17 protein-coding genes and 1 pseudogene are annotated in these 23,452 nt (G+C 71.4%); 7 read left to right on the plus strand and 11 right to left on the minus strand.

Annotation, left to right across the window (positions count from 1 at the left end; genetic code table 11):
- Nucleotides 1–41 precede the first annotated feature (41 nt).
- Nucleotides 42–197: an ABC transporter permease gene (locus ACIRL2_RS20105; RefSeq protein ID WP_395860993.1), complete on the minus strand. Its 156-nt coding sequence runs from the start codon at nt 195–197 to the stop codon at nt 42–44.
- On the opposite strand from ACIRL2_RS20105, the pseudogene ACIRL2_RS20110 reads away from it, so the two are divergent.
- Nucleotides 184–486: pseudogene (locus ACIRL2_RS20110) on the plus strand (sensor histidine kinase); the annotation flags it as partial. The gene ACIRL2_RS20105 and the pseudogene ACIRL2_RS20110 sit on opposite strands and share 14 nt — an antisense overlap.
- A 73-nt stretch (nt 487–559) precedes the next feature.
- Here ACIRL2_RS20110 and ACIRL2_RS20115 read toward each other — a convergent pair.
- Nucleotides 560–1,018 (minus strand): hypothetical protein, encoded by a 459-nt coding sequence (locus ACIRL2_RS20115; protein ID WP_395860687.1) that lies wholly within the window; start codon nt 1,016–1,018, stop codon nt 560–562.
- Between the two features lie 202 nt (nt 1,019–1,220).
- Here ACIRL2_RS20115 and ACIRL2_RS20120 point away from each other — a divergent pair, with 202 nt between their 5' ends.
- Both ACIRL2_RS20120 and ACIRL2_RS20125 read left to right on the plus strand, forming a co-directional pair.
- Nucleotides 1,221–1,844 (plus strand): ClpP family protease, encoded by a 624-nt coding sequence (locus ACIRL2_RS20120; protein ID WP_395860690.1) that lies wholly within the window; start codon nt 1,221–1,223, stop codon nt 1,842–1,844.
- Nucleotides 1,841–2,428, plus strand: a complete 588-nt coding sequence (locus ACIRL2_RS20125) for an ATP-dependent Clp protease proteolytic subunit (RefSeq protein ID WP_331770318.1) — start codon at nt 1,841–1,843, stop codon at nt 2,426–2,428. Before ACIRL2_RS20120 ends, ACIRL2_RS20125 begins: the two co-directional genes overlap by 4 nt.
- Nucleotides 2,429–2,470: 42 nt before the next feature.
- Here ACIRL2_RS20125 and ACIRL2_RS20130 read toward each other — a convergent pair whose 3' ends face one another.
- Nucleotides 2,471–2,878, minus strand: a complete 408-nt coding sequence (locus ACIRL2_RS20130; RefSeq protein WP_395860693.1) for a helix-turn-helix domain-containing protein — start codon at nt 2,876–2,878, stop codon at nt 2,471–2,473.
- Between the two features lie 207 nt (nt 2,879–3,085).
- On the opposite strand from ACIRL2_RS20130, the gene ACIRL2_RS20135 reads away from it, so the two are divergent.
- Nucleotides 3,086–4,072 carry an aldo/keto reductase gene (locus tag ACIRL2_RS20135; RefSeq protein WP_402233761.1) on the plus strand — a complete coding sequence of 329 codons (987 nt, stop codon included), beginning with the start codon at nt 3,086–3,088 and terminating at the stop codon, nt 4,070–4,072.
- Between the two features lie 79 nt (nt 4,073–4,151).
- Here ACIRL2_RS20135 and ACIRL2_RS20140 read toward each other — a convergent pair whose 3' ends face one another.
- On the minus strand, nt 4,152–5,756 hold the full coding sequence (locus tag ACIRL2_RS20140) for an amidohydrolase family protein (protein ID WP_402233762.1): 1,605 nt from the start codon (nt 5,754–5,756) through the stop codon (nt 4,152–4,154).
- A gap of 391 nt (nt 5,757–6,147) precedes the next feature.
- On the opposite strand from ACIRL2_RS20140, the gene ACIRL2_RS20145 reads away from it, so the two are divergent.
- Nucleotides 6,148–7,707 carry a phytoene desaturase family protein gene (locus ACIRL2_RS20145; RefSeq protein WP_402233764.1) on the plus strand — a complete coding sequence of 520 codons (1,560 nt, stop codon included), beginning with the start codon at nt 6,148–6,150 and terminating at the stop codon, nt 7,705–7,707.
- A 256-nt stretch (nt 7,708–7,963) separates the two neighbouring features.
- Nucleotides 7,964–8,797 carry a hypothetical protein gene (locus tag ACIRL2_RS20150; RefSeq protein ID WP_395860700.1) on the plus strand — a complete coding sequence of 278 codons (834 nt, stop codon included), beginning with the start codon at nt 7,964–7,966 and terminating at the stop codon, nt 8,795–8,797.
- A gap of 65 nt (nt 8,798–8,862) precedes the next feature.
- Here ACIRL2_RS20150 and ACIRL2_RS20155 read toward each other — a convergent pair whose 3' ends face one another.
- The 7 genes from ACIRL2_RS20155 to ACIRL2_RS20185 form a co-directional block, all read right to left on the minus strand.
- Nucleotides 8,863–9,597 (minus strand): bleomycin resistance protein, encoded by a 735-nt coding sequence (locus tag ACIRL2_RS20155; protein WP_402233765.1) that lies wholly within the window; start codon nt 9,595–9,597, stop codon nt 8,863–8,865.
- A 146-nt stretch (nt 9,598–9,743) separates the two neighbouring features.
- A complete protein-coding gene (locus tag ACIRL2_RS20160) occupies nt 9,744–10,940 on the minus strand; it encodes a serine hydrolase domain-containing protein (RefSeq protein WP_395860703.1) in 1,197 nt (398 codons plus the stop codon).
- 303 nt (nt 10,941–11,243) lie between these two features.
- Nucleotides 11,244–11,858: a dihydrofolate reductase family protein gene (locus ACIRL2_RS20165; RefSeq protein ID WP_402233767.1), complete on the minus strand. Its 615-nt coding sequence runs from the start codon at nt 11,856–11,858 to the stop codon at nt 11,244–11,246.
- A gap of 233 nt (nt 11,859–12,091) precedes the next feature.
- On the minus strand, nt 12,092–13,420 hold the full coding sequence (locus ACIRL2_RS20170) for a sensor histidine kinase (RefSeq protein ID WP_395860705.1): 1,329 nt from the start codon (nt 13,418–13,420) through the stop codon (nt 12,092–12,094).
- 57 nt (nt 13,421–13,477) lie between these two features.
- Nucleotides 13,478–16,021 carry an FtsX-like permease family protein gene (locus ACIRL2_RS20175; RefSeq protein ID WP_402233769.1) on the minus strand — a complete coding sequence of 848 codons (2,544 nt, stop codon included), beginning with the start codon at nt 16,019–16,021 and terminating at the stop codon, nt 13,478–13,480.
- Nucleotides 16,021–16,776: an ABC transporter ATP-binding protein gene (locus ACIRL2_RS20180; RefSeq protein WP_402233771.1), complete on the minus strand. Its 756-nt coding sequence runs from the start codon at nt 16,774–16,776 to the stop codon at nt 16,021–16,023. Before ACIRL2_RS20180 ends, ACIRL2_RS20175 begins: the two co-directional genes overlap by 1 nt.
- 744 nt (nt 16,777–17,520) lie before the next feature.
- The gene (locus ACIRL2_RS20185; protein WP_402233772.1) at nt 17,521–18,567 is read right to left on the minus strand and encodes a cytochrome P450; all 1,047 of its coding nucleotides are present in this window, start codon (nt 18,565–18,567) and stop codon (nt 17,521–17,523) included.
- Nucleotides 18,568–19,504: 937 nt separating this feature from the next.
- Here ACIRL2_RS20185 and ACIRL2_RS20190 point away from each other — a divergent pair.
- Nucleotides 19,505–23,452: biotin carboxylase N-terminal domain-containing protein (locus tag ACIRL2_RS20190; RefSeq protein ID WP_402233774.1), on the plus strand; the 3,948-nt coding region annotated here is incomplete at its 3' end.

The following is a 23,452-nucleotide window of genomic DNA, read 5'->3' on the forward strand; positions in this document are numbered from 1 at the left end:
GTCACGGCGTGCGATCGCATGCCGTGACCCGGTCACGGGGGTCACGTGCCGGCCAGTGCCTCGGTCGGGGTCAGCCGGGAGGCGCGGATCGAGGGGTAGACGCCGGCGACCATGCCGACCAGGATCGCGCCGCCGAAGCCCGCCGCGACCGAGGCCGGCGAGAGCACCGCGGGCCAGTGTTGGAACCAGGTGTCCAACGCGGTGCGACACACGCCGCACGGCGGGAGCGTGACCCTGCATGCCTACCGGGACGGACCGCAGGTCGTCTTCGAGGTGACCGACACCGGAACCGGCATCGCGGCCCACGATCTCCCGCACGTCTTCGACCGGTTCTGGCGCGCCGACAAGTCCCGCAACCGCCGCACCGGCGGCAGCGGCCTGGGCCTGGCCATCACCCACCGCCTCACCCACGCCCATGCCGGCACGATCACGGCCCGCAGCACCCCCGACGTCGGCTCGGTCTTCACCATCCGCCTGCCGACCTGAGCAATCCCCCATGAGCTGCCCGCAAACGCAACTGCCCTCGGGCATCCGCCGGTCGACCCGAGCGACCCTCGGGCTAGCGGGTGGACGGCGGCGCGGCATCGCGTTCCCGGATGAACTCGTCCAGCCGGGCGAGTTGTTCGGCGGTGAACGCACTCTCGGGCACGGCGGTCACGCACCGCGGCGTCGTGCGGATCACCAGCAGCCCGAACTCCCGCCGCACACCCAGGGTGGTCGACCAGCGCGTGCTCGTCGTACCCACGCCGGGCCGTTCGCGCGTGAATTCCTCGTCGTCGAGCACGATGTCGATCGCGCCCTGCTTGATCAGCGCACGCACCTGCCTGGCGTGGAGGAACAACAGGGCGAACACGAAGAAGAACAGCCACACACGCATGAGGCCCTCCTGCGTGAAGACGGCCAGGAGCGCGACCGCGGGCAACGCGACCAACCCGCGACGGCCCCACTTCCGATAGGCCGCGAACATCGCCGCGGCACCGGTCCGCCACGTGTAGGTGTACGTCGTCGAGATCAGCATGTGCGGATGCTAGAGGGAGCGCGCAACACCCGATCCGGCGGCCCTCCACGGCCACCGGCCGACCCCGGGCGACAACTCCCCCCGCCGGCCACAGGATCGGCAAATCCACGCCCGGATCCGCTGTGAGCGGATAAGCCCTGAGCGGATCCGCTCAGGGCAGATCGGCTTGGAACCACCGTGTGCGACGGCCCAGGGTGGAGGCATGAGCGATGACACGAAGCTTTTCCCCGAACGCACCCGAAACGAGCTGTACGCCAAGCGCGTCCTGCTCCTGGACGGCCCGTTGGACGACGACAACGGCACGTTGCTGACGACGCAGTTGCTCAACCTGGCGGCGGAGGACCCCTCCGAGGACATCGCGCTGTGGATTCACTCGCCCGGCGGCTCGGTGCCCTCGATGCTCGCGATCCGCGACGTCATGCGCCTCGTCCCGTGCGACGTGTCCACGCTGGTGCTCGGAATCGCCTACAGCGCGGGCCAGTTCCTGCTCTCCGCGGGAACGCCGGGCAAGCGCCGGGCGCTGCCGCACTCCCGGGTGTTGATGCACCAGGGCTCGGCCGGGATCGCCGGGAGCGCCGTCGACGTCGAGTTGCAGGCCAACGATCTCCGGCATACCCGGGACACGGTGCTCGGCCTCATCGCGCAGGACACCGGGCAGCCCGTCGAGCGCATCTTCGAGGACTCGCTGCACGACCGCTGGTACACCGCCCAGGAGGCGCTCGACTACGGCTTCATCGACGCGATCGTGCAGGAGTTCCACGAGGTCGCACCACGCGGCGCCCGCCGCAGCCCGCAGAACGCCGGATTCCGGGGAGTGTCGCGATGAGCACCTACACCATTCCGAACGTCATCACCCGCGACTCCCGCGGCGAACGCATCATGGACGTGTACTCGCACCTGCTCGCCGAGCGCGTCATCTACCTGGGGACGGGCATCGACGCGGGCGTGGCCAACGCGCTCGTGGCGCAGTTGTTGTTCCTGGAGGCGGACAACCACGAACGCGACATCCAGTTCTACATCAACTGCGAAGGCGGCGACCCCAGCGCCATGCTGGCGGTGTACGACACCATGCGGTACATCCGTTCGGAGGTCGCCACCACATGCGTGGGGCAGGCGGTCGCGGTGGGCGCGGTCCTGCTCGCCGCAGGGGAACCCGGCAAGCGCGCCGCCCTGCCCCACGCGCGGGTGGTGCTCCATCAACCCGCCGCGCAGGGACGCGGCACGATCCCGGACCTGATCCTGCAGGCCGACGAAGTGGTGCGCGTCCGCGCGGACATCGAGCGCATCCTGTCCCGGCACAGCGGTCAGAGCACGGCCACCCTGCGCGCGGACACCGACCACGACCGGGTCTTCACCGCGACGGGAGCCAAGGAGTACGGGCTCGTCGACGTCGTGCTCGAGGAGCGCTGAGGCGCCCCGACCGGCGCGCCCCCGCTCCCCGACGGCGTACGGTCAGGCCGCCAGGGCGAAGGCGGCATGGCAGACCGGGGTGGAACGTCCCGCCGGCCGGGTGCTCCTCAGGTTCTCGCCGACCGCGAGGGTCAGATCGACGAGGCTCACCCCCAGGGCGCCGCCGACGGCCGCGATCATCTCGCTCGACGGCTCCTTGAGGCCGCGTTCCACCTCGGAGAGGTACTGCGGCGACACGCCCGCGCGACCCGCCGTCTCGACGAGTGTCTCGCCGCGATCGTGTCGCAGCGAACGAAGCTGCTCACCGAGCGCGTGCCGCCACAACGGCTCGCGGCTCGGCGGCGCGGCAGCGCGCCGCGGCTCGGGTGCGCGGTGCTGGTTGTCGGCGGCACGGGGCGAACGCTTGTCGTCGGCGGCACGGGGCGAAAGCGGTGGGGCGGTCTCGGCCATGCCTCATGGTAGGCCGCCCCTCGCCCTGTTTCGAAGTTGTCCGCCCGCAGCGGAATCCGGCGAGCCGCGCGCCGCGGCGACCTCGACCACCGGTAGGTGCCGGCCGTGTTCGTACCCGACCGCCATGGGGTGCGCCACGATTGACATGGAGTGCACTCCAACACCTAGCGTCGTGGGCGAACGATCACGAGCCCGGGAGGCACCGACATGACCGAAACACCCACCCGATACCTGGGGGAACTGGCGGTCTCCGCACAGGGCCTGGGCTGCATGGGCATGAGCCACGCCTACGGCGCCTCGGACGACGAGCAGTCGATCGCGACGCTGCACCATGCCCTCGACCTCGGGGTGACCCTCCTGGACACCTCCGATTTCTACGGTGCCGGGCACAACGAGGAGCTCATCGGGCGTGCCATCGCCGGGCGCCGCGACGAGGTGGTGGTGGCCACGAAGTTCGGCTTCGCCAACCGCCTCGGCGAACCCACCCGGGTGCGCGGCGACGCGGCCTACGTACGGCAGGCGTGCGACGCGTCGCTGCGCAGGCTCGGGGTCGACCACATCGACCTCTACTACCAGCACCGGGTCGACGCGCGGGTGCCGATCGAGGAGACCGTCGGCGCCATGGCCGACCTGGTGCGCGCCGGGAAGGTCCGACACCTGGGCCTGTCCGAGGCCGGCGCGAACACCATCCGGCGGGCGCACGCGGTACACCCGATCACCGCTCTACAGAGCGAGTGGTCGGTGTGGACCCGCGACCTGGAGCCGGAGATCGCCCCGGTCTGCCGCGAGTTGGGCATCGGACTCGTCCCGTTCTCCCCCCTCGGGCGCGGCTTCCTGACCGGCCGGTACAACTCGGTCGCGGAACTGGCGGAGACCGACGTACGGCGCAGCCAGCCGCGCTTCGCGGACGGCAACCTCGAACGCAACCTGGCGATCGTCGCGAAGCTGAACGAACTGGCCGCGGCCAAGGGAGTCACCGCCGGACAACTCGCCCTGGCCTGGGTGCAGCACCGGGGCGACGACGTGGTCCCGATCCCCGGCACGCGGCGCCGGCGCTATCTGGAGGAGAACCTCGCGTCCCTGACGATCGCGTTGTCCGCCGACGACCTGGCCGCCATCGAGGCCGCCGCTCCGCCCGAGCAGATCGCGGGCACCCGCTACGACGCGACCAGCCTCACCTTCGTCGACGGCTGAGCCCGCCTCGGGCGCGCCGGCGTTTTCGGTAGGGCACCGTTTCCGACCCGAGTCGCCGTCGTTATCCCGGGGATCGTGGTCACGACACGTCGCGTCGCAGTGCTCGACCGGCCAACGCGCCCGTGGGTCGCCCGTCGCGCAGTGCGGCGGTCCCGTTCACCAGGACGTGCCGCATACCGCGGGCGTAGCTTGCCGGATTCGCGTACGTCGCCGTGTCCAGCACGTCCTCGGCCGAGAAGATCGCCACGTCGGCGTGTGCCCCGACCCGGAGCGCTCCTCGGTCCCGCAGGCGCAGCGTCGTCGCGGGCAGGCTCGTCATCCGCCGTACGGCCTGCTCCAGCGTCACGATCCCCTCGTCGCGCGCGTAGCGACCCAGCACCCGGGCGAAGCTTCCGAACGCCCGCGGGTGCACGGGATGGTCGGCGAAGCGTTCGTCGACCGCGGGTGCGTCCGAGTCCGAGCCCACCGACACCCAGTCCCGCTCGAAGGCGAGTCGGATGTTGTCCTCGTTGCCGATGAAGTAGGCCGCGTCGGCGTGCGGCGCGGCGAGGACGATGTCCAGCAGGGTGGTGACCGGGTCGACGTCGCCTCGGGCCTTCGCGATCTCCGCGACGGTGGATCCGGGGGTGACACCGATGTCCGGATGGTTCGACAGGATCACGACGCCTTCGGCGCCGCCGCTCATCCGCCACAGGCTTTCCCAGTCGCCGCCGTCGCGCACCGCGTCGGCGATCGGCGAGCGCTCCCGCGGATCGCCGAGACGCTCCCGGAGCCGCTCGGGTCCACCGAGGTGGAAGGGCGGCGGAATGGCGAACGCCAACGCCGTACTGCCGGCCGCGTAGGGGTAGATGTCCGCGGTGACGTCGACACCGGCCGCCCGGGCCGCCTCGATCCGGTTCAGGACCTCGCGCATCTTGGTCCAGTTGTCACGGCCCGCGGTCTTCAGGTGGTAGATCTCGGCGCGCGCACCGGAGGCCCGGGCGATGTCGAGGAGTTCCTCGACGCCTTCCAGGAGGTGATCGCCCTCGTTGCGCAGGTGCGAGATGTACAGGGCGTCATACCGCGCCAACACGCATGCGTAGGCGATGAGTTCGGACGTGGTGGCGTAGGTTCCCGGTGGGTAGATCAGCGCGGAGCCGACCCCCAGTGCACCGTCCGCCAGTTCCTGTTCCAAAAGCGCGCACGCGCTGCCGATGTCGTCGTCGCTCAGCGGGCGATCCTCGAGGCCGGCGACGGACATCCGCAGATTGTCCGCCCCGACGAAGCTCGCCACGTTCTGGCCTACGCCGCGCGATTGAAGCTCCTCCAGGAAGTCCCGCAACCGAGGCCACGAGCGGCGGGTTCCCTCGGGGACCGCGCCGAACTCGACCATCCCCTCGGTCATCGCGCCGGCCACCGGACCGAGCGAGACGCCCTCGCCGAAGACCTGCGTGGTGACACCCTGGTAGAGGTCCGACAGGCCCCGGGGGTCCGTCTGGAGCGTGAAGTAGGCGTGGCTCAGCACGTTGACGAAGCCGGGGCAGACCACACAGCCCCGCGCGTCGATCTCGTCGCGGCCCCGGGTCGCGCCGACATCCCCGATCGCGACCACCCGCCCGGCGTCGATCGCGACATCGCCGTCGAACGCGGGCGATCCGCTTCCGTCGACGACGGATCCTTCGCGGACAACGAGATCGACCTGCATACGGAACCTCTTCGAGTACGGGTGGGCCGGTTCCCCGGTGGCGCCCCTCAGTATCGCCGCGGCCGTGCCCACGGGGTTCGGGCCCGGGCACGAGCGATACGTCGAAGGTGTGTCCATCCGTACGAAGACGAGGACGGGGACGAGGCCCCGACCGGAGAACGGGGACGAGGCCCCGACCGGAGGACGAGGACGAGGCCAGGATCGGAGGACGAGGACGACGCGGGGCCACGGCCGGAGGACGACGCCTCGACCAAGGGCGCCTCCCCCGTCGGAGCGCGCCCGCCCCGACACCGGCCCCGACCGCGCGCCCGCTACCCGGCCGCGACGCCGGACCCTACGCTGCTGTGCGTGGTTGTCGTGCAGGCCGAGATCGCCGATTCCGGAGGCGTACGTGGTGCGTGACGGTGCGAGATTCGACGTCGTCGTGGTCGGGGGCGGGCACAACGGCCTGGTCGCGGCCGCGTACCTGGCGCAGGCGGGCCGCTCGGTCCTGGTGTTGGAACGGCTCGACGAAGTCGGCGGTGCGGCGGTGTCGTGCCGGCCGTTCCCCGGGGTCGACGTGCGCCTGTCGCGATACTCCTACCTGGTCAGTCTGCTGCCTCGCAAGATCGTCGACGACCTGCGGCTGCCGCTCACGCTGCGCCGACGCCGGGTCGGCTCGTACACCCCGCTCGGCGACCGCGGCCTGCTCGTCGACGCCGCGGACCACGAACGCACCCGCGCCGAACTCACCCGCTTCGCCGGCCCGCGCGAGGCCGACGCGTGGGAGCGCTTCGGCGCGGCCACGGCGCGACTGGCCCGTCGGGTGTTTCCCACCCTGACCGAACCGCTGCGCTCCGCGGCCGAATTCCGCCGGCTGGTGGACGACGAACGCCTGTGGGACGCACTGTTCGCGCAGCCCCTGTCGGGCCTGATCGAGGCGGAGTTCACCGACGACACGGTGCGCGGCGTGGTGGCGACCGACGCTCTGATCGGCACGTTCGCCCCGATGGACGACCCCGCGCTGCGGCAGAACCGCTGCTTCCTCTATCACGTGGTCGGCGGTGGCACGGGAGATTGGGACGTACCGGTCGGCGGCATGGGAGCCGTCACCTCGGGCCTCGCGGACGCGGCCCGCGCCGCGGGCGCGCGGCTGCTCACCGGGGCGTCGGTGACCGCCGTGGATCCGGACGGCGAGGTGCGGTACACGATCGGCGACCGGGACTGTCGTGTCACGGGCGGGCACGTACTGGCCGCCGTCGCTCCCGACACGTTGGCCCGGCTCCTCGGCGAGCCTCCGGACGGGCCCGCGCCGGAGGGATCCCAGCTCAAGGTCAACATGGTCCTGGCCCGACTGCCACGGCTGCGTGACCCGCTCGCGGACCCGCACCGGGCCTTCGCGGGCACCTTCCACGTCAACGAGGGATACGCGCAGCTCGCGGCGGCGTACGACCGCGCCGCGACCGGGGGCATGCCGGCCCTGCCGCCGGGCGAGATGTACTGCCACACCCTCACCGATCCCTCCATCCTGGGTCCGGGCCCCCGGGCGGCGGGCGTGCACACGCTGACGCTGTTCGGCCTGCACATGCCCGCGCGGCTGTTCGCCGACGACAACGACGGCGCCAGGGCGAAGGCGCTGCGCGCGATGCTCGACTCGGTCGACAGCGTCCTGGCCGAGCCGATCGAGGACTGCCTGCTGCGCGACGGCGACGGCAACCCGTGTCTGGAGGTCCGCACACCACTGGACCTGGAGCACGAACTCGGGCTGCCTGCGGGGCACATCTTCCACCGGGACCTGTCCTGGCCATACACCCGGGACGCCGAGGCGCACGGCACATGGGGCGTCGAGACGGCCCACGAGCGAGTCCTGCGCTGCGGGGCCGGCGCGCGCCGCGGCGGCGGCGTGAGCGGTATCCCCGGCCACAACGCGGCCATGGCGGTCCTCCGGACGAGTCCCCGACGCGCGCGTTGAGCAGGCCCGCGCGTCGTGTAGGCGTCGACCCCGTGGCACCACGACATCCGGGGCGCGGATGCCACGGGCAAGCCCGACTCGCGCGTCGGCCGTCCGCTCGCGCCCTCGTGGCGAACCCGACGTGCCGTCCGCCGGAAACCCTCACGAACGAGGGCGATGCGCCCTAGCCTGAAACGGGATCGGTGCCGCGCGTGACGCGGGGACCGTTGGGGGGCCGTGCCGGTTTTCGGTCGCGGTGAAGCAGTGGGGGTACGGGATGTCAGGCACTACGGCACGCGCGAACGTCCTCGGCAAAACCCTGTGCGTGGGGTCGGTCGCGGGATCGCTGGTCGCCTGCGGGGTGGTCGTACAACAGGCGGCGCCCGCGTTGACCGTCGAGGTCGCCCGCATCATGATGGCGCAGGGCGGCGCGATCACGATCCGGCAGGCGCTGAAGCTCACGGTGTCGGTTGTCGGGCCGATCCTCCTGGACCAACTGACCGGCACCACCGGGTCGGGAAACGCCGTGACCCAGGTGGGCACCAAGGCCGTCGAGAACGACTGGACGATCGTGGTGCGGCGAAAGGTCGGCGCCACCGTGCAGAACACCGGGTACAAGGTCGCCTACGCGGGCAAGGTGCACGTGATCACCAACGGCCGGACCATCCAGACCTTCGAGCCCAGCAGGAAGCTGATCACCATCGACGCGGCGTCCGACACGCCCACCACCGTCGCCGTCGTCGACAGCCTGGAGCAACCCATGCGCAGCTCGGGCAAGTTCCGGGTGCTGGCGGCCGGCAAGTACACCGATTTCGACTTCGACACGGACAAACGTTCCGGCTCGCGCAAGGGCACGGACCTGCACGTGACGCTCAGCGGCCCCTCCGGCGCGCACGGCGCGGTGTACGCGAACCACTCGGGCGAGGGCAAGCCGTCCCTGTCCGACTGCGTCACCGTACGACCCGACGCGTGGACCACCGACTTCGGCAAGCTGAACATGCGCAAGCCGTACTGCGTGCAGACCAGCGAGGGCCGGTTCGGCACCTTCGGCATCAGCAGCACCGGCGAATACTCGTACACCATGTGGCAAACGGCGTCGAGCCTCCCCTGAGGCAGCCGCGGCCGGACGGTGCCGGACGGGTCCGCACCCGCCCGGAGCGGTCCGGCCGCCCGCGCTCACCCGGACGGTTCCGGCGGCTCCGGCACCGTCCGGTCGCGGAGATCCACCAACCGCCGGAGGTCGTCCTTCGCGGACTCCTTTTCCTCGGCGGTGAGTTGCACCCGATCGGCGCGCGTGAGCGCGTCCGCGGCGGTCTTCTCGTCCCCCAGGCGCCCGGCGACATCCGCACGCAGCACGAGCAGGCGCAGCAGTTGCGCGGGCGTGGGCCGCTCGTCCGGGAGGTCCAGTACTCGGTCGATGATGCTCGCGGCACCCGCCGGATCCGCCTTGGAGTCGGCGAACAACGAGGCATGGTGCAGCGCCCGGGCGAACGTCTCCTCGGGGGCGGGACGATGGTGTTGTGCCGCGCTCGTCGGCTGCCCGATGCGGAGGCAGTTGCCACCCGGATCGGTGACGAGGAACTGCCTTACCCCGTAGGACATTTCCTTCAGCGGCCCGATGCGCGGCAGCCCACGGGTCGGGATCCGTCCATACGTCGCCTTCAGGCCGGCCCGGAACGCCTCGTACAGCCCGTCGACGTCCTCGGTGTGGATGTAGCACGTGCTGTACGACTCGGCCGGCTCGTACTGCCTCAAGCCGAAGAACTGGAGCTCGATGTCACCGCGTTCGACGACCGCGTAGGGATTGGGGCTCTTCTGGAGGTAGGTCGTCTCGAACCCGAGCGCCACATAGAAGTCGACGACGGGTCGGATGGTCCGGCACGGCAGAATCGGAACGGTCTTCTCGCCCATCCGCACAGCCTAGCCGGCCCGTTTGCGCCCGCTCGCCCGACGGCCACCGGCGCATCGCCGGGTGAAGAACTGCCGATCCCACCACGACGGTGGGGCCGGTCCCGGGTGGGGCCGGTCCCACCGCGCGGGGCGGGGTCGACCCGCCGTCACCCGACCGAAGCAGCCGCCTCGTCCTCGGGCAGCGGCGCTCGGCCGACGAGCGCGCGCGGCGCGGGCGCCTTGCCGCAGAACGCCGACTCCAGGGTGTCGCCCAGGATCGTGTTCACGGTGCCGTTGTTGGTGACGTTGGCCACCGAGGTGACGCTGCGTCGGCCGTCACGAGTGGTGAACGCGTAGGTGTAGTAGCCCTGCACGGTCCCGGTGTGCCCGTAGACCGAGATGCCGCAGGAAAGATCCCGTCGACGCAGACCCAGACCGTAGAAGCGGGTCCCCGAGGTATCGCTGGGCGTCATCTGCACCATCTGGTCCAGGAGGTCGGCGCGCAGCAGTCGGCCGCCCAGCAGCGCCGAGACGAAACGGTCGAGGTCGCCCGGGCTGGAGATCATCGCTCCGGCCGACTGGGCCCAGGAGACGGTCTGTTCGGTCGAGTCCACCAGCGGCGCGCCCGCCTCGTCCGGGGTGAGGTAGCCGCGGATGCCCTTGCCGGCGATGCCGGTCGCGGGGTGCACGTACCGGGTGTCCCGCAGGTGCAGCGGGCCGATGATCCGTCGCTCGTATTCCTGCCGCACCGTGCCGCCGGTCAGCTTTTCGATCAGGGCCCCGACGACCACGAAGTTGCTGTTGGAGTACTGGTAGGTGGTGCCCGGCACGGCCGTCGCGGGATGCGCGGTGGACAGCGCGATGAGTTCGTCGTACGTGAAGACCTTGTTGCGCACCGCCTCGAAGCCCGGGACGGTTCGGGCGAACATGTCGTTCGAGTAGTCCCACAGCCCGCTCTTGTGCGTGAGCAGATGGCGCACGGTGATCCGGGTGTCCGGCAGGACGCCGGGCAGGTAGCGATCGACGGGCGCGTCCAGGTCGACGACGCCCTCACCGACCAACTGCATGAGCACGACGGTGGAGAAGGTCTTCGTCACGCTGCCGATGCGAAACCGCGCGTTCGTGTCCATGCCGGCGCCGGTCGCGGTGTCGCTCACGCCGGCCGTCTCGCGGTACACGGTGCGACCCTCGTCGATCCGGGTCATCGCCCCGGGAGCACCGGCCGCCAGTGTCCGGGTCAGGACATCGCGCAATCCCGCGAGGTCCGGTGCCGGGAGGGTCGCCGTGCCCTGCGACCGCGACGAGCCGGCCGCCTCCGGACCCGATACCTCGGCCGCCGTCGCGGGGCCGACGGTAACGGCCACGGCCAGCAGTGCGGTTGCCGCCGCGGTGCGTGTTCGTGAAATGCGTCGCAAGAGGTTGCTCCCATGTTCTTCGAACATTCTCGGCCGGGACGTCGAAGGCTCGCCGAACATGTCGGCCCACCGGACCGAGGCGACGCGGAGTACCCGCACCCGATCCCGTCGGCCCTCGAATTCCCGTCGGTCCGACGGTAGTCGATCAACGGACGCGGCTCGCCCGAGGCGTGATCGGCGCGTGGGGGTGACGGTCGTCCGGCGCGGGTGGGAACACGTGCGCGACGACGGCCCCGACCGCCCGTCGGCGGGTTACCGAGTCGTCTGCGACAGGTGGGTCTTGGCGTCCTCGTACGTACCGTTGCCGGCGGAGTCGGCGCGGGTGTAGACGAGGTGGAGCACGCCGGACCCGAACGTCGTCGACGAGATCAAACGCAGCGGGATGGTGTCGTCGCCTTCGTCGAACAACCGCATGCCCTTGCGAACCACGATCGGGTGCACCAACAGGTGCAGCTCGTCCAACAGGCCGGCTTCCAACAGCCGGCGCACGATCGAGATCGAGCCGCTGAGCGAGATGTCCCCGCCCGGCTCGTTCTTCAGGGCGGTGACGGCTGCCACGAGCTCGCCCTCGAGCTGCTCGGAATTGCGCCACGTGAAGTCGAGCTCGCGCCGCGACACGACGATCTTGCGCGCGTCGCCCAGCACCTTGGCGAAGGCCGCGTCCTCACCACCGGCCGCCTCCCGCTCCGGCCACGCCCCGGCAAAGCTGTCGTAGGTCTTGCGACCGAGCAGAATGGTCTCGGAGGTGCCCAGCATCGAACCGACCGCGGCGCCCATCTCGTCGTCGAAGTACGGGAAGTGCCACTGGTCGGGTGCCTCCACGACGCCGTCGAGCGAAACGAACAGGCCGGCGGTGATCTTCCGCATGGTGGTCCCCAGGGTGTGTCGAAGGTCGGTGAACTCTGTCGTGGGGTAGACGACCGCCGGCGGCAGAACTCATCGCGGTTTCACGATCGTTTCACGAGACATCGCGAAACCGACGGCAACCACGCCACGACCCGCGCCGCGACGAGCGCGAACGGCACGTCGCGCCATGGGAGCGGCATCGGTCCCGCATGCTCGGGGCGCCTTCGACGACCGCCTCGCCGCCGACCGTACCCTCAGATCCGCGTCTGCCGCGTGTCGTCGCCGGGTTCGGCCTCGCTCGGGCTCCCGGCGGAGGACGCCACGAGAAAGCCCCGCGCCGGGTCCTCGACGCGACCGAGAACCGGCGGCAGCGGAATGTCCGCCGCGACGCGGAACCCGCCTTCCGGACGATGTCCGGTCTCCAATGTGCCGCCGTGCAGGACCACCCGCTCACGCATGCCCACCAGGCCGTACCCGCTGCCCGCCAGTCCGGCCGGCACCGCGGCGCCGGCGCCGTCGTCGAGCACCTCGACCGCGACCCGGTCGGGGAGATACCGCACCCGCACGCACGCCCGTGCGTCGCCCGCGTGCTTGCGCGTGTTGGTCAGCGCCTCCTGCACGATCCGGTACAGGGTCAACCCCGCGGCCGGCGGCAGCGGCCTCGGCTCGCCCGCCTGCTCGTAGTCGACGGGCAGGCCGGCCGCGTCCGACTCGGCGATCAGGTGGCCGATGTCCTCCATCCCGGGCCGAGAACGGGACGGCGGGTCGGCGTCGGCGTCGGCGTCCGTGCCGCGCAGCACGCCGAGCAGTTGTCGCATCTCGTCGAGCGCCGCCCGGCCGGACTCCTCCAGGGTGAGCAGCGCGCCGCGCGCGATCTCCTGCTCGGGTGTGAGCGTGGACCGCGCGCCACCGGACATCAGGTTCATCGTGGTGATGTGGTGCGAGACGGTGTCGTGCAACTCCCGGGCGATCCGCCGCCGTTCCTCGGTCACCGCCCGCTCCGCGAGCAACTGTCGGTTGAGGGCGAGTTGGTTCTGCCACTTGGCGACGCCGATGCCGATCGCGACCACCAGCACCGTCACCGCCATATCGGCGAGGACGGGCAGCAGCACACCGTTCCCGACGCGCTCGGCCCGCAACCACTGCACCGCCATACAGGCGCAGGCGGCGATCGCGGTGTCCCGGCTCCCGCGATGGCGGGCCACCGTGTACAGCGCGAACACCATCGCGCCGCCGTAGTTCTGCGAGCTCGGCGTGACCACCAGGAGGAAGGCCGCCTGGGTCACGACCGTGGCCGTGAGGACCCACACGGGGTATCGCCGGCGCAACAGGAGGAACACGGACCCCAGCACCGCCAACAGGATCCCGAGCGGCGTCACCTCGGTGCTGTCGGCACTTTCGGGCGCGACGTAGTTGAGGACGTCCCCGGCGCAGGCGAACAGCGCGATCAGCACATCGTTGCGCACGGCCCGGACGGTCACCAGGTCGCGCCAGTGCCGGGGCAACGGCTCCGGGTGCGGGCTCGCCGTGGCGCCGGCACCGGGAGCTTCCGCCGAGACCGCCTGTGGGTGTCGGAACCCCATCGTCGGTCTCCTTCGCTGCCGATCGGTGCTGCGAAATATACCGGCCATTCCTCTCGGCTATTCCTTGGCGCCGACCGCGTCGATCGGTTCGATGCGCAGGAGTCGTCGGGTGACCGGCGCGACCGCGAGTGGGGCCAGCAACAGGGCGGCGGCGCTGATCCCGAGCAGCGGCGGGATCGGTACGTAGGGAGTGCTCTCGCCGAAGGCGGCCTTGCCGAACGGGACCAGGGTGATCAGCGCGACGGCCAGGCCGAGGGCGAGACCGATGACGCCGACCAGTACCGCCTCGCCGCGCAGCACGCCGCGCACCTGGGCATGGGTGCTGCCGATCATCCGCATCAGACCGAGTTCACGACGTCGGGCGAAGGTGGACACGACCATCGTGTTGACCGCGGCGATCGTGGCGAAGCCGGCCAGGATCACCAGCATCACCTGGTTCGTCCACTTGTTGGTCTCGCGGGCCTGGTCGCGTTCCGCGGCGTATCCGGCCCGGTCCGACACCGAGGTACCGGGGTGTTGCCCGGTCGCCTTGGTGAGCGCGGCGTCCACGGCGGCGGGGTCGGCCCCGTCGGCGAAGCGGACGAGCAGGCGGCCGTCCAGGGCGGCGTCGACGTGGTGTTCCACCACGGCGCGCGGAAGGGTGACGACGGCGGTGCCCAGGCCCCGGTCGTAGGTGGCCACGAGCACGGGCTTGATCCTGGTGCCGTCGCCGAGGCGCATCTCGACGGGCTTGCCGACGCGTGCCTTGACGGTGTCGGCGGTGAGCCGGTCCATGGCAACCGCGCCGCCGGGCGGTTGGGCGGCGCCGGGGCGCAGGGCATCGAGGGTGCCCTTGCGTACACCCAGGTCCAGAACCCGGGCGAGGTCGCTGTCGGTGCCGCCGACGGCCTGTGTGGGGAACTTCTCCAGCCGGTCCGAGGTGGACATGACCACGCTGGTGGTCAGGATCGAGGTCACCGCGTCGACTCCGGGCACGCGGGCGACGTCGCCCGCGGTACGGGCCGGGAATCCGGGTCCGGTGACCACGCGGTCGGCGGTCAGGGCGGCCTCGGCCTGCTTCTCGCTGTAGTGGTCCTGCGCGGCGAACATGAACATCAGCGTGCTCGCGAACGCGACGGTCAGCGTGATCGGGGTGATCGCGGAGGCGAGCCGGCGCGAGTTGGCGCGGGCGTTGTCGAAGGCGAGTTGCCCGGGGACGCCGAACAGGCGCAGCAGGACTCCCGTCAGCCGGACGAACAGGTGCGCGACGAGTGGACCGAGCAGGCCGATGCCGAGCATGAACAGCATGATCACGCCGCTCGCCGCCGCGACCGCCTGATCGCCGGCGACCTTCATCGCGAGTCCGGACAGGACCCCGGCGCCGGCGATCGAGACGATACCGAGCACGAGTCGGAACCAGCCGACGCGGGCGCGCTCGATGCCGGCCTCGCCGAGTGCCTCGGTGGGCTTGGTGCGGGCACTGGCCCTGGCGGCGACGAGCCCGGCCAGGACCGCGGACAGGATGCCCGCGCCGACCGCGGCGAGCATCGGGATCGGGCCGATCGACAGGGTCACCCCGGTCTCGACCATGCCGCGCTCGATCATCCGGTCGAACCACCACCGGGCGAGCAGTGTCCCGGGCAGCAGTCCGGCCAGGCCGGCGATCAGGGCCACGAATCCGGCCTCGGTGGCGATCATCCGGCGGATCTGCCAGGGCGTGGCCCCCACGGCACGCAGCAGCGCGAAGTCGCGGCGGCGCTGGGCCACGGACAGCGTGGTGGCGCCGGCGACGACGAACACGGAGACCATGGCGACGACGCCGCCGAAGGATCCGCCGACCGCGACGAGCATCTCCTTGGTGTCGCCCAGGCGGGGGTATTCGACCTCGCCGCGTCCGTCGCCGGTGCGGACCTTGACGTCGGTGTCCTTCAGCGCCTTGCGCAGGTCGCCGGCGACCTTGCCGGTGGAGGCGCCGTCGGCGAGCAGTACGCCGAACGCGGTCACCTTGCCCGGGTTCCCGGCGAACCGCGGTGCCTCGGAGTCGGCGACGTAGAGCCGGGCGCCCTGGCCCGGGACCACGGCGGTGATCCGCAGGCCGGCCTCGCCCGAGGGCGTGCTCACCCGCAGCGTGCCGCCGGGCGCGGCGCCGTTGCCGGCGCGGGCCGCGGCCTCGGTGGTCAGCACCACCTCGCCGGGGCGCGGCGCCGCGCCGCCCTGCGGGGTGCCGGCCAGGCGCGCGGCGGACCACGGGTGCGCGTCGAGCACGGCGGTGGGGGTCTGCGCGGGGAAGGTGAGGTCGGGCAGGACGGCGGCGACGCCGGGCACCGCGGCGATGCGCGCGGCCAGCCCCGCGTCGATCCGGGCCCGCTCGGGCAGCGCGACCGAGACCTCCTCCTTGTCCTCGCCGCTGCCGAAGGTCTTGTGCACGCTGTTCTGGCCGGCGACCACGATCGGGGTGTCGGCGTAGCGACCGGGCGGCAGGTGCGCGCGCAGGCCGCTCTCCAGGAAGATCCCGCACATCGTCACGAGCGTGGCGGCGAACAGCAGGGCGACGAACGAGCCGATGAAGGACGCGGGCCGAAACCGCACGGAGGTGCGGGCGAGGCCGTTGGTGCGCGGCATCAGGCGGCCCGCCCCTGCGTGCGCACCGGCTGCGCCAGCGCGACCATACGGGCGGCGACCGCCTCGGGCGTGGGCTCGTGCAGGTGACCGGCGAGGTGCCCGGCGGCGAGGAAGACGACGCGGTCGGCGTAGGAGGCGGCGACCGGGTCGTGGGTGACCATCACGATGGTGGCACCGGTGTCGTCCACCGCCCGGCGCAGCAGCGACAACACGTCGGCGGCCGTGCTGCTGTCGAGCGCGCCGGTGGGCTCGTCGGCGAACAGTACGTCGGGGCGGGTGACCAGGGCGCGGGCGATGGCGACCCGCTGCTGTTGGCCGCCGGAGAGCTGGGAGGGGCGGCGACCGGCGTGCTCGTGCAGTCCGACCAGGGACAACACCTCGGCGGCGCGTCGCCGGTCGGCGCGTTCGCCCGCGAGTCGCAGCGGCAGCAGTACGTTCTTCTCGACGGTCAACGAGGGCAGCAGGTTGAACGCCTGGAAGACGAAGCCCAGACGGGTGCGGCGCAGTCGGGTGAGTTGGTTCTCGTTCATCGCGGTCAAGTCGTCGTCGCCCAGCAACACCCGGCCCGAGCCCGGCTTGTCGAGTCCGGCGGCGCAGTGCAGGAAGGTGCTCTTGCCCGAGCCGGACGGGCCCATGACCGCGGTGAAACTGCCCTTGGGGATGCTCAGGTCGATGCCGCGCAGCGCGTGCGTCGCCTGCGAACCGCTCCCGTAGGTCTTGGTGACCCCTTCGAGCCGGACGGCCGGTGGGCCCATGTCGTGCGGGGGCGGGCTCGGGGGTGCGAGCCGGCTCGGCCGGCCCGCGTACGGGGAGTGTCCGGGGTGTTCGGGGTGTTCGGGGTATCCCGGATGGCCGTGCTGTACCGGGTGCCCGGTGTGCGGTACCCGGTCCGGGCGCGGGGACGCGACGGGCCCCGTGTTCGCCCGACGGTCGCCTCGTTTGCCTCGCCCGAACATGGTGCCTCCAATGAGTTCCGACCTGCGGGAAAATCAACGCCCCCGACGCCATGGGCGTGCGGCGACGGGATGTGTGCATGCCGAACCGGGTGTGGGTCGATCCCACTCCGGTTGTGCGTCGACCCCTGTGGTTCGTGGGTCCGACAGCGCCGCTACGGCGAGGTCGAACGTGTGTGGTCGGGGGCCCGATCGACGAAGCGAACCGCCCCGCGATCCGTGTTCTCCACACTGCCAGGGCTTTTCCGGCCCGCCGTCGTACGGCGGGACGAGAATTGCGCGCGCAGGCGGTACCGGGGTACTGGTACTCGGCTCGGGCCGCGGCGCGCGGGTGCGGGGCGTATGCGCCCGTTCGGCGTCGTGTCGCCCGGGAGAACGCGTCTTCAGCGCCGCGTCGCCCGGGAGAACGCGTCGAGCCTCCCGGGCACGTGGATCGAAGTGCCGAGGAGGCTCGGGGAGTTGGGGCGCGGCATGCGCTCGACGCCGACGCCGACGCGCCGGCCGGGGTCGGATCGCCGCGAGGCGTGCGCCGATCGCGCCGTCGGGTCAGGCGCGCGGGCGGACGACCCGCACCCGGGTGACGCCGAGCAGGCCGGCCAGCGGCACCTTGGCGGTGGTCTGCTCCGGGCTCACCACGAGACCCTCGGAACGGATCCGTTCCAGCAGGTGTTCGGCCAGGGGCACGATCAGGTGTCGGCCTCGGCAGCGCTCGTTGGCGTGGCCGAAGGGGAGGAATCCCGGCTGGTTCTCCGCGTCCAGGTCCTGCCAGCGCCGCGGTCGGAACTCGTCCGGGTCGTCCCACAGATCGGGATCGCGGTGGCTGAGCAGCGGGAGCAGCAGCACGTCGTCGCCGGGACCGATCCGCGGGTCCAGGGCGGGAAAATCGCCGGACGCCACACGCAGGATGTTCCACGACGGGGGCAACAACCGGAGCGACTCCAGCACGATGTGCCGGTTCGACGCGTCCGGGTCGAACGGCGAGCCGAGCCACAGCGCGTTGGCGACCAGCGCGGACACACCCAGGCACACCGGTGCGGCGACTCGTCGGTACAGCCCCATGGCGTAGTGCCGATCGTCGTCGGCGGCGGCGGCGCGGAGCGCCAGGTGCGACATGGACGCTTCCGGGCCGGGCCTGCCGGGCCATGCCGCACTCGCTCGGACCGCCGCGCGGGCCACCACGGGCGCCGTTTCGAGTCGCGGATCGGTCAGCAGGCGAAACCTCGGGGGTTCCGGTCCGAAAAGCAGATCACGAAGATAGGCGTGGCCCGCGCGCGGCCAGATTCCGGAAAGATCGATCGAATCGGGGGCCGGCCTCTGCAATGCGTCGCGGACGTCCCGCGAGATCGCGTGCAACATGTCGTTCGCTTCCGCCCGGGAAATGGATCTTCCCTGGAGTGGCTTGAAAGTGGGTCGCTCGAATTCATGGGCCGACCTGCTCCCGAGCAGTTTGTCCATGACGTTCGGGTCGGCGACTCCGACGGTGTCGGCCTCGAGGCGAAAAACCTTCGCTCCGCGCCGATCGCGAAGGAGTTCCTCGATCTTCGGCGAGAAAACCGTGACCCGGGCCCTGCCGACCGTTTCGGGACGACTCATCGACGCTCTCCACAAGGCTCGACGCTCTCAACAAGGCTCGACGCTTCCCGCACTGCGAGCGTCCCGCGCCCGGTGCGGCCGGATGTACGGCTGCACCGGGCGCGGGACCGGACTGCGAACCGACGCTCGGTCGGGTCGAGGCGGCGCTACCGCAATGGTGTCGATCGTGCGGCGGAAGCGGGCACGACCCGCGGCGGTTCGATGATCATCCGATGCGCGAACGTGTTCCGATCAGCTGTACCAGATGAACCAGGTGGCGGACTTCAGGCTCTTCTCGGTCCTGAACCTCTTGGAGAAAGAGTTGACGATCTTCGACACGACAACCTCCAGGTGACTTGTGAACCGACCGAGTCGCATACGTGACGCGGGCGGGCCGGGGCGATAATCCATCGCTGGAGAATCCGAGTTTCCGATTCTCGTTGCCTTGGAAGTGAATCCCCGACACGAAAGGCGCGTCAATGTGACGTGGATCACAGATCAAAAACACGCACATATTCCTCACACAAACCAGGAAAACGAGCGTTTGCCGATCTTGCCGCCCGCACGGAAAGCGGATCTTCCGTCGGCCCGAAAAGCGGGCGCGAATAGAGATACTCCGGGCAAACACCTACTCCGGGCAAAGAACTCACCGACACCGCGCACGTCGACGACGGCACGCCGCGTCGGCCGAGCCCGGCCCGGGGCCGGGAGACCGGGCCGCCGACCGCACACGTGCCGATGTGCGGTTGTGTTTGTGGTAGGCCTTGCGTGAGACGGCCACCGGATGCGCCGGCCGGGATCGCTTTTTGTAGGGTTCCCACAACATAGCGGCGCCGGGATGCGTGGAGCGGCACATTGATGTACCCGGCCTTCATCGGACAGGCTGGGAGTAGGTGGAGGCGGCGCTCCGGGACCGGGACGTCGCCTTCTGTGCGTGGGTATTCGGGAGGATCAACCGGTGTTCAGTCGTGTCGCCATCGTCAACCGTGGAGAGGCCGCCATGCGGCTCATCCACGCTGTCCGGGATCTGTCGGCGGAAACCGGGACGCGGGTCGAGACGATCGCCCTGTACACCGACTCCGATCGCGACGCGACCTTCGTGCGCGAGGCCGACGTCGCCTACCCGCTGGGCCCCGCCTCGGCCCGCCCGTACCTCGACCATGCCGTCCTGGAGCGGGCGCTGGTGGAGACCGGGGCGGACGCCGCCTGGGTCGGCTGGGGCTTCGTGGCCGAGGACCCGGCGTTCGCCGAGTTGTGCGAGCGGATCGGCGTCGCCTTCGTCGGCCCGAGCGCGGAGGCGATGCGCCGGCTCGGGGACAAGATCGGCGCGAAGCTGATCGCCGAGGAGGTCGGCGTCCCGGTCGCGCCGTGGAGTCGCGGCGAGGTGGCCACCCTCGAGGACGCGCTGCGCGCCGGCGACGAGATCGGCTACCCCCTGATGCTCAAGGCGACCGCCGGCGGCGGCGGGCGCGGCATCCGCATGGTCGCGTCGGGTGCCGACCTGGCCGACGCCTACGTGCGCACCGGCCAGGAGGCGCTGCGCGCGTTCGGCTCCGGCGTGATGTTCCTGGAGCGCCTGGTCACCGGCGCCCGGCACGTCGAGGTCCAGGTGATCGCCGACGGGCAGGGCACCGCGTGGGCGCTCGGCGTCCGCGACTGCTCGGTACAGCGACGCAACCAGAAGATCATCGAGGAGTCCGCCTCCCCGGTCCTGAGCCCCGAGCAGATCGCGGAGCTGAAGGCGTCGGCGGAGCGACTCGCGCTGGCCGTCGACTACCGCGGCGCGGCCACCGTCGAGTTCCTCTACCACCCCGGCGAGAAGCTGTTCGCGTTCCTCGAGGTCAACACCCGCCTCCAGGTCGAGCACCCGATCACCGAGATCACCACCGGCACCGACCTGGTCCGCCTGCAACTGCACGTGGCGAACGGCGGGAAGCTGGACGGCCCCCGCCCGGTCGAGGCGGGCCACGCCGTCGAGGCGCGGCTCAACGCCGAGGACCCGGACCGCGACTTCGCCCCCTCGCCCGGCCGCATCACCCGGCTCGTGTTGCCCGCCGGCCCCGGTATCCGGGTGGACACCGGCGTCGGCGAGGGCGACACCATCCCGGCCGACTTCGACTCGATGATCGCCAAGATCATCGCCTACGGCCGCGACCGCGAGCAGGCGCTGGGCCGACTGCGCCGGGCGATGGCCGAGACGACCGTGATCATCGAGGGCGGCGCGACCAACAAGAGCTTCGTGATCGACCTGCTCGACCAGCCCGAGGTGATCGACGCGAGCGCCGACACCGGCTGGATCGACCGTGTCCGTGCCGAGGGCCGTCTGGTCACCCACCGGCACTCCGCGGTCGCCCTGGCCGCGGCCGCGATCGAGGCCTACCGGGACGAGGAGGAGGTCAGCCGCCGCCGACTGCTGACCACCGCGCGCGGCGGGCGTCCGCAGGTGCGCCATGACAGCGGCCGTCCGCTGGAGCTGCGCCTTCGCGGCGTCGACTACCGCGTGAGCGTCGCCCGCGTGGGCCATAAGCGTTTCCGTGTCGGCGTCTCCGGTGGCGGCGACGTGCACCCGGCGGACGTCGAGCTCGAGCGCTTCGACGCGCACAGCGGCCGGATCGTGGTCAACGGGCACCGTTTCCGCCTGGTCTCCGCCACGCACGGCCCGATCCACCTGGTCGAGGTCGACGGCGTCACCCATCGGATCAGCCGCGACGAGGGCGGCGTCGTCCGCTCCCCCGCCCCCGCGCTGGTGGTCGCGACACCGCTGTCGGTCGGCGACAAGGTCGAGTCGGGCGCGCCGATCCTGGTGCTGGAAAGCATGAAGATGGAGACGGTGCTGCGTGCGCCGTTCCGGGCCCGGGTACGCGAGTGCCCGGTGTCGGTGGGCAGCCAGGTCGAGACCGGCACGCCGCTGATGCGTCTGGAGCCGCTCGCCGACGAGGCCCCCGACGAGGAGACCGCGGGCGCCGTGCGCAGTGTCGAGATCGACCTGCCCGCCGAGCCGATCGACGCGTCCGCCGTCGAGCGGGTCGAGCGCGGCCTCGCGGACCTGCGCGGCCTGCTGCTGGGCTTCGACGTCGACCCGCAGGACCGGGCCCGCGTCCTGTCCGCGTATCCCCTCGCACGGGCCGAACTCGGTGGCCGGCCGCTGCCGGGCGAGGTGGACCTGCTGACCGTGTTCGCCGACCTGTCGGAACTCAGCCGCAACACTTCGGGCGGTGAACTCGACGTCGAGCCGGGCAGCCCGGTGCACAGCCCGCGCGAGTACTTCCACAGCTACCTGCAGAGCCTCGACGTCGAACGCGCGGGCGTCACCGAGGGCTTCCAGGCCAAGCTCCGGCGCATGCTCGGGCACTACGGCATCACCGACCTGGACCGCACACCGGAACTGGAGGCCGCGGTCTTCCGGATCTTCCTGGCCCAACAGCGGATGTCGACCGACGTCGCCATCGTCTCCGAGGTACTGCGCCGGTGGCTGGCCGGCGCGCCGCCGGCCGAACCGCTGCGCGAGCGGGCCGGATTGACCCTGGAACACCTGGTCGAGGCCACCCAGGTGCGCTTCCCGGCGGTCTCGGACCTGGCCCGCGGCGTGGTGTGGCGCTGGTTCGCCCAGCCGCTGCTGCGCCGCAACCGGGCGAAGGCGTACGCCGCGGTGCGCAACGACCTGCGGCATCTGGACGAGCACCCGGACGCGCCGGACCGCGCCGAGCGCATCCAGGCCATGGTGGCCGTCGCCGAGCCGCTGGTGCGGCTGATCGGCCGGCGGAGCGGGCGGCCCGGGTGGGATCACGGGCCGCTGCTGGAGGTGTTGACCCGGCGCTACTACGGCAACCGCGGACTGTCCGAGGTGACCGCGTCGGAGCGGGCCGGCTGCCGGTTCGTCACCGCCGAGCACACCGGCACCAGCCGGGTGACCCGCCTGGTCACCACCGCCGTCGACATCGCCGCACTGCCCGACGCCATCGGCGCGGTCGGCGCGTTCGCCGCCGACGTCGCCGAACGCGGCCTGGTCGCCGACCTGTACGTCACGTGGGAGGACCAGCCGGACGCCGACACGATGGCGGCGCGGCTCGGCGAGGTCCTGGCCGGGCGGTCGCTGCCCGCGGGCGTCGCCCGGATCACCACGACCGTGGTGGGCGCCGGCGGCGCGGTGATGCACCACCACTTCACCTTCCGTCCGGACGGCGCGGGCTTCGCCGAGGACCGACTGATCCGCGGCCTGCACCCGCAGATCGCGCGACGCCTGCAACTGGAGCGGCTGCGCGAGTTCGACCTCACCCGGCTGCCCACCGCGGACGAGGAGATCCACCTGTTCAAGGCCGTCGCGAAGAGCAACCCGGCCGACGAACGACTGTTCGCGATGTGCCAGATCCGCGACCTGACGCCGCTGCGCGAGGCGGACGGCCGACTGGTCGCGCTGCCCGCGGTGGAGGACGCGGTCACCGCGTGCATGGACGCGATCCGCAACATCCAGGCGCAGCGTCCGCAGAACAAGCGGTTCGACACCAACCGGATCATGATGTACGTCTGGCCGTCGACCGATGTGACCACCGAGGAACTCGACACGCTGGTCCAGCGCATCCTGCCGACCACGGCGGGCGCCGGACTGGAGGAGGTCCAGTTCCTGGCCCGCCGGCGCACGAGCGCGGGCGAAATGACCGAGGTCGCCGTACGGATCACCCTCGACCCCGGCCACGGCGCGGGCGTGCACGTCGGCGAGCCGTCGACGGAACCGGTGTTGCCGCTGGACGAGTACCGCCAGAAGGTGCTGCGCGCGGCCCGACGCGGCAACGTCTACCCGTACGAACTGACCGGCCTGCTCGCCGGGACCGATGGCGGCTTCGTCGAGCACGACCTCGACGAACACGGCGCGTTGGTGCCGGTGGACCGGCTCAGGGGCGGCAACACC

It is taken from the genome of Embleya sp. NPDC127516 (assembly GCF_044765325.1).
Classification (GTDB): Bacteria; Actinomycetota; Actinomycetes; order Streptomycetales; family Streptomycetaceae; genus Embleya.

Excerpts from the sequence above, each read along its gene's own strand:
- ACIRL2_RS20115 (WP_395860687.1), bottom strand. The coding sequence starts at position 1,018 with ATGCTGATCTCGACGACGTACACCTACACGTGGCGGACCGGTGCCGCG.
- ACIRL2_RS20120 (WP_395860690.1), top strand. The coding sequence starts at position 1,221 with ATGAGCGATGACACGAAGCTTTTCCCCGAACGCACCCGAAACGAGCTG.
- ACIRL2_RS20125 (WP_331770318.1), top strand. The coding sequence starts at position 1,841 with ATGAGCACCTACACCATTCCGAACGTCATCACCCGCGACTCCCGCGGC.
- ACIRL2_RS20130 (WP_395860693.1), bottom strand. The coding sequence starts at position 2,878 with ATGGCCGAGACCGCCCCACCGCTTTCGCCCCGTGCCGCCGACGACAAG.
- ACIRL2_RS20135 (WP_402233761.1), top strand. The coding sequence starts at position 3,086 with ATGACCGAAACACCCACCCGATACCTGGGGGAACTGGCGGTCTCCGCA.
- ACIRL2_RS20140 (WP_402233762.1), bottom strand. The coding sequence starts at position 5,756 with ATGCAGGTCGATCTCGTTGTCCGCGAAGGATCCGTCGTCGACGGAAGC.
- ACIRL2_RS20150 (WP_395860700.1), top strand. The coding sequence starts at position 7,964 with ATGTCAGGCACTACGGCACGCGCGAACGTCCTCGGCAAAACCCTGTGC.
- ACIRL2_RS20155 (WP_402233765.1), bottom strand. The coding sequence starts at position 9,597 with ATGGGCGAGAAGACCGTTCCGATTCTGCCGTGCCGGACCATCCGACCC.
- ACIRL2_RS20165 (WP_402233767.1), bottom strand. The coding sequence starts at position 11,858 with ATGCGGAAGATCACCGCCGGCCTGTTCGTTTCGCTCGACGGCGTCGTG.
- ACIRL2_RS20170 (WP_395860705.1), bottom strand. The coding sequence starts at position 13,420 with ATGGGGTTCCGACACCCACAGGCGGTCTCGGCGGAAGCTCCCGGTGCC.
- ACIRL2_RS20175 (WP_402233769.1), bottom strand. The coding sequence starts at position 16,021 with ATGCCGCGCACCAACGGCCTCGCCCGCACCTCCGTGCGGTTTCGGCCC.
- ACIRL2_RS20180 (WP_402233771.1), bottom strand. The coding sequence starts at position 16,776 with ATGGGCCCACCGGCCGTCCGGCTCGAAGGGGTCACCAAGACCTACGGG.
- ACIRL2_RS20185 (WP_402233772.1), bottom strand. The coding sequence starts at position 18,567 with ATGAGTCGTCCCGAAACGGTCGGCAGGGCCCGGGTCACGGTTTTCTCG.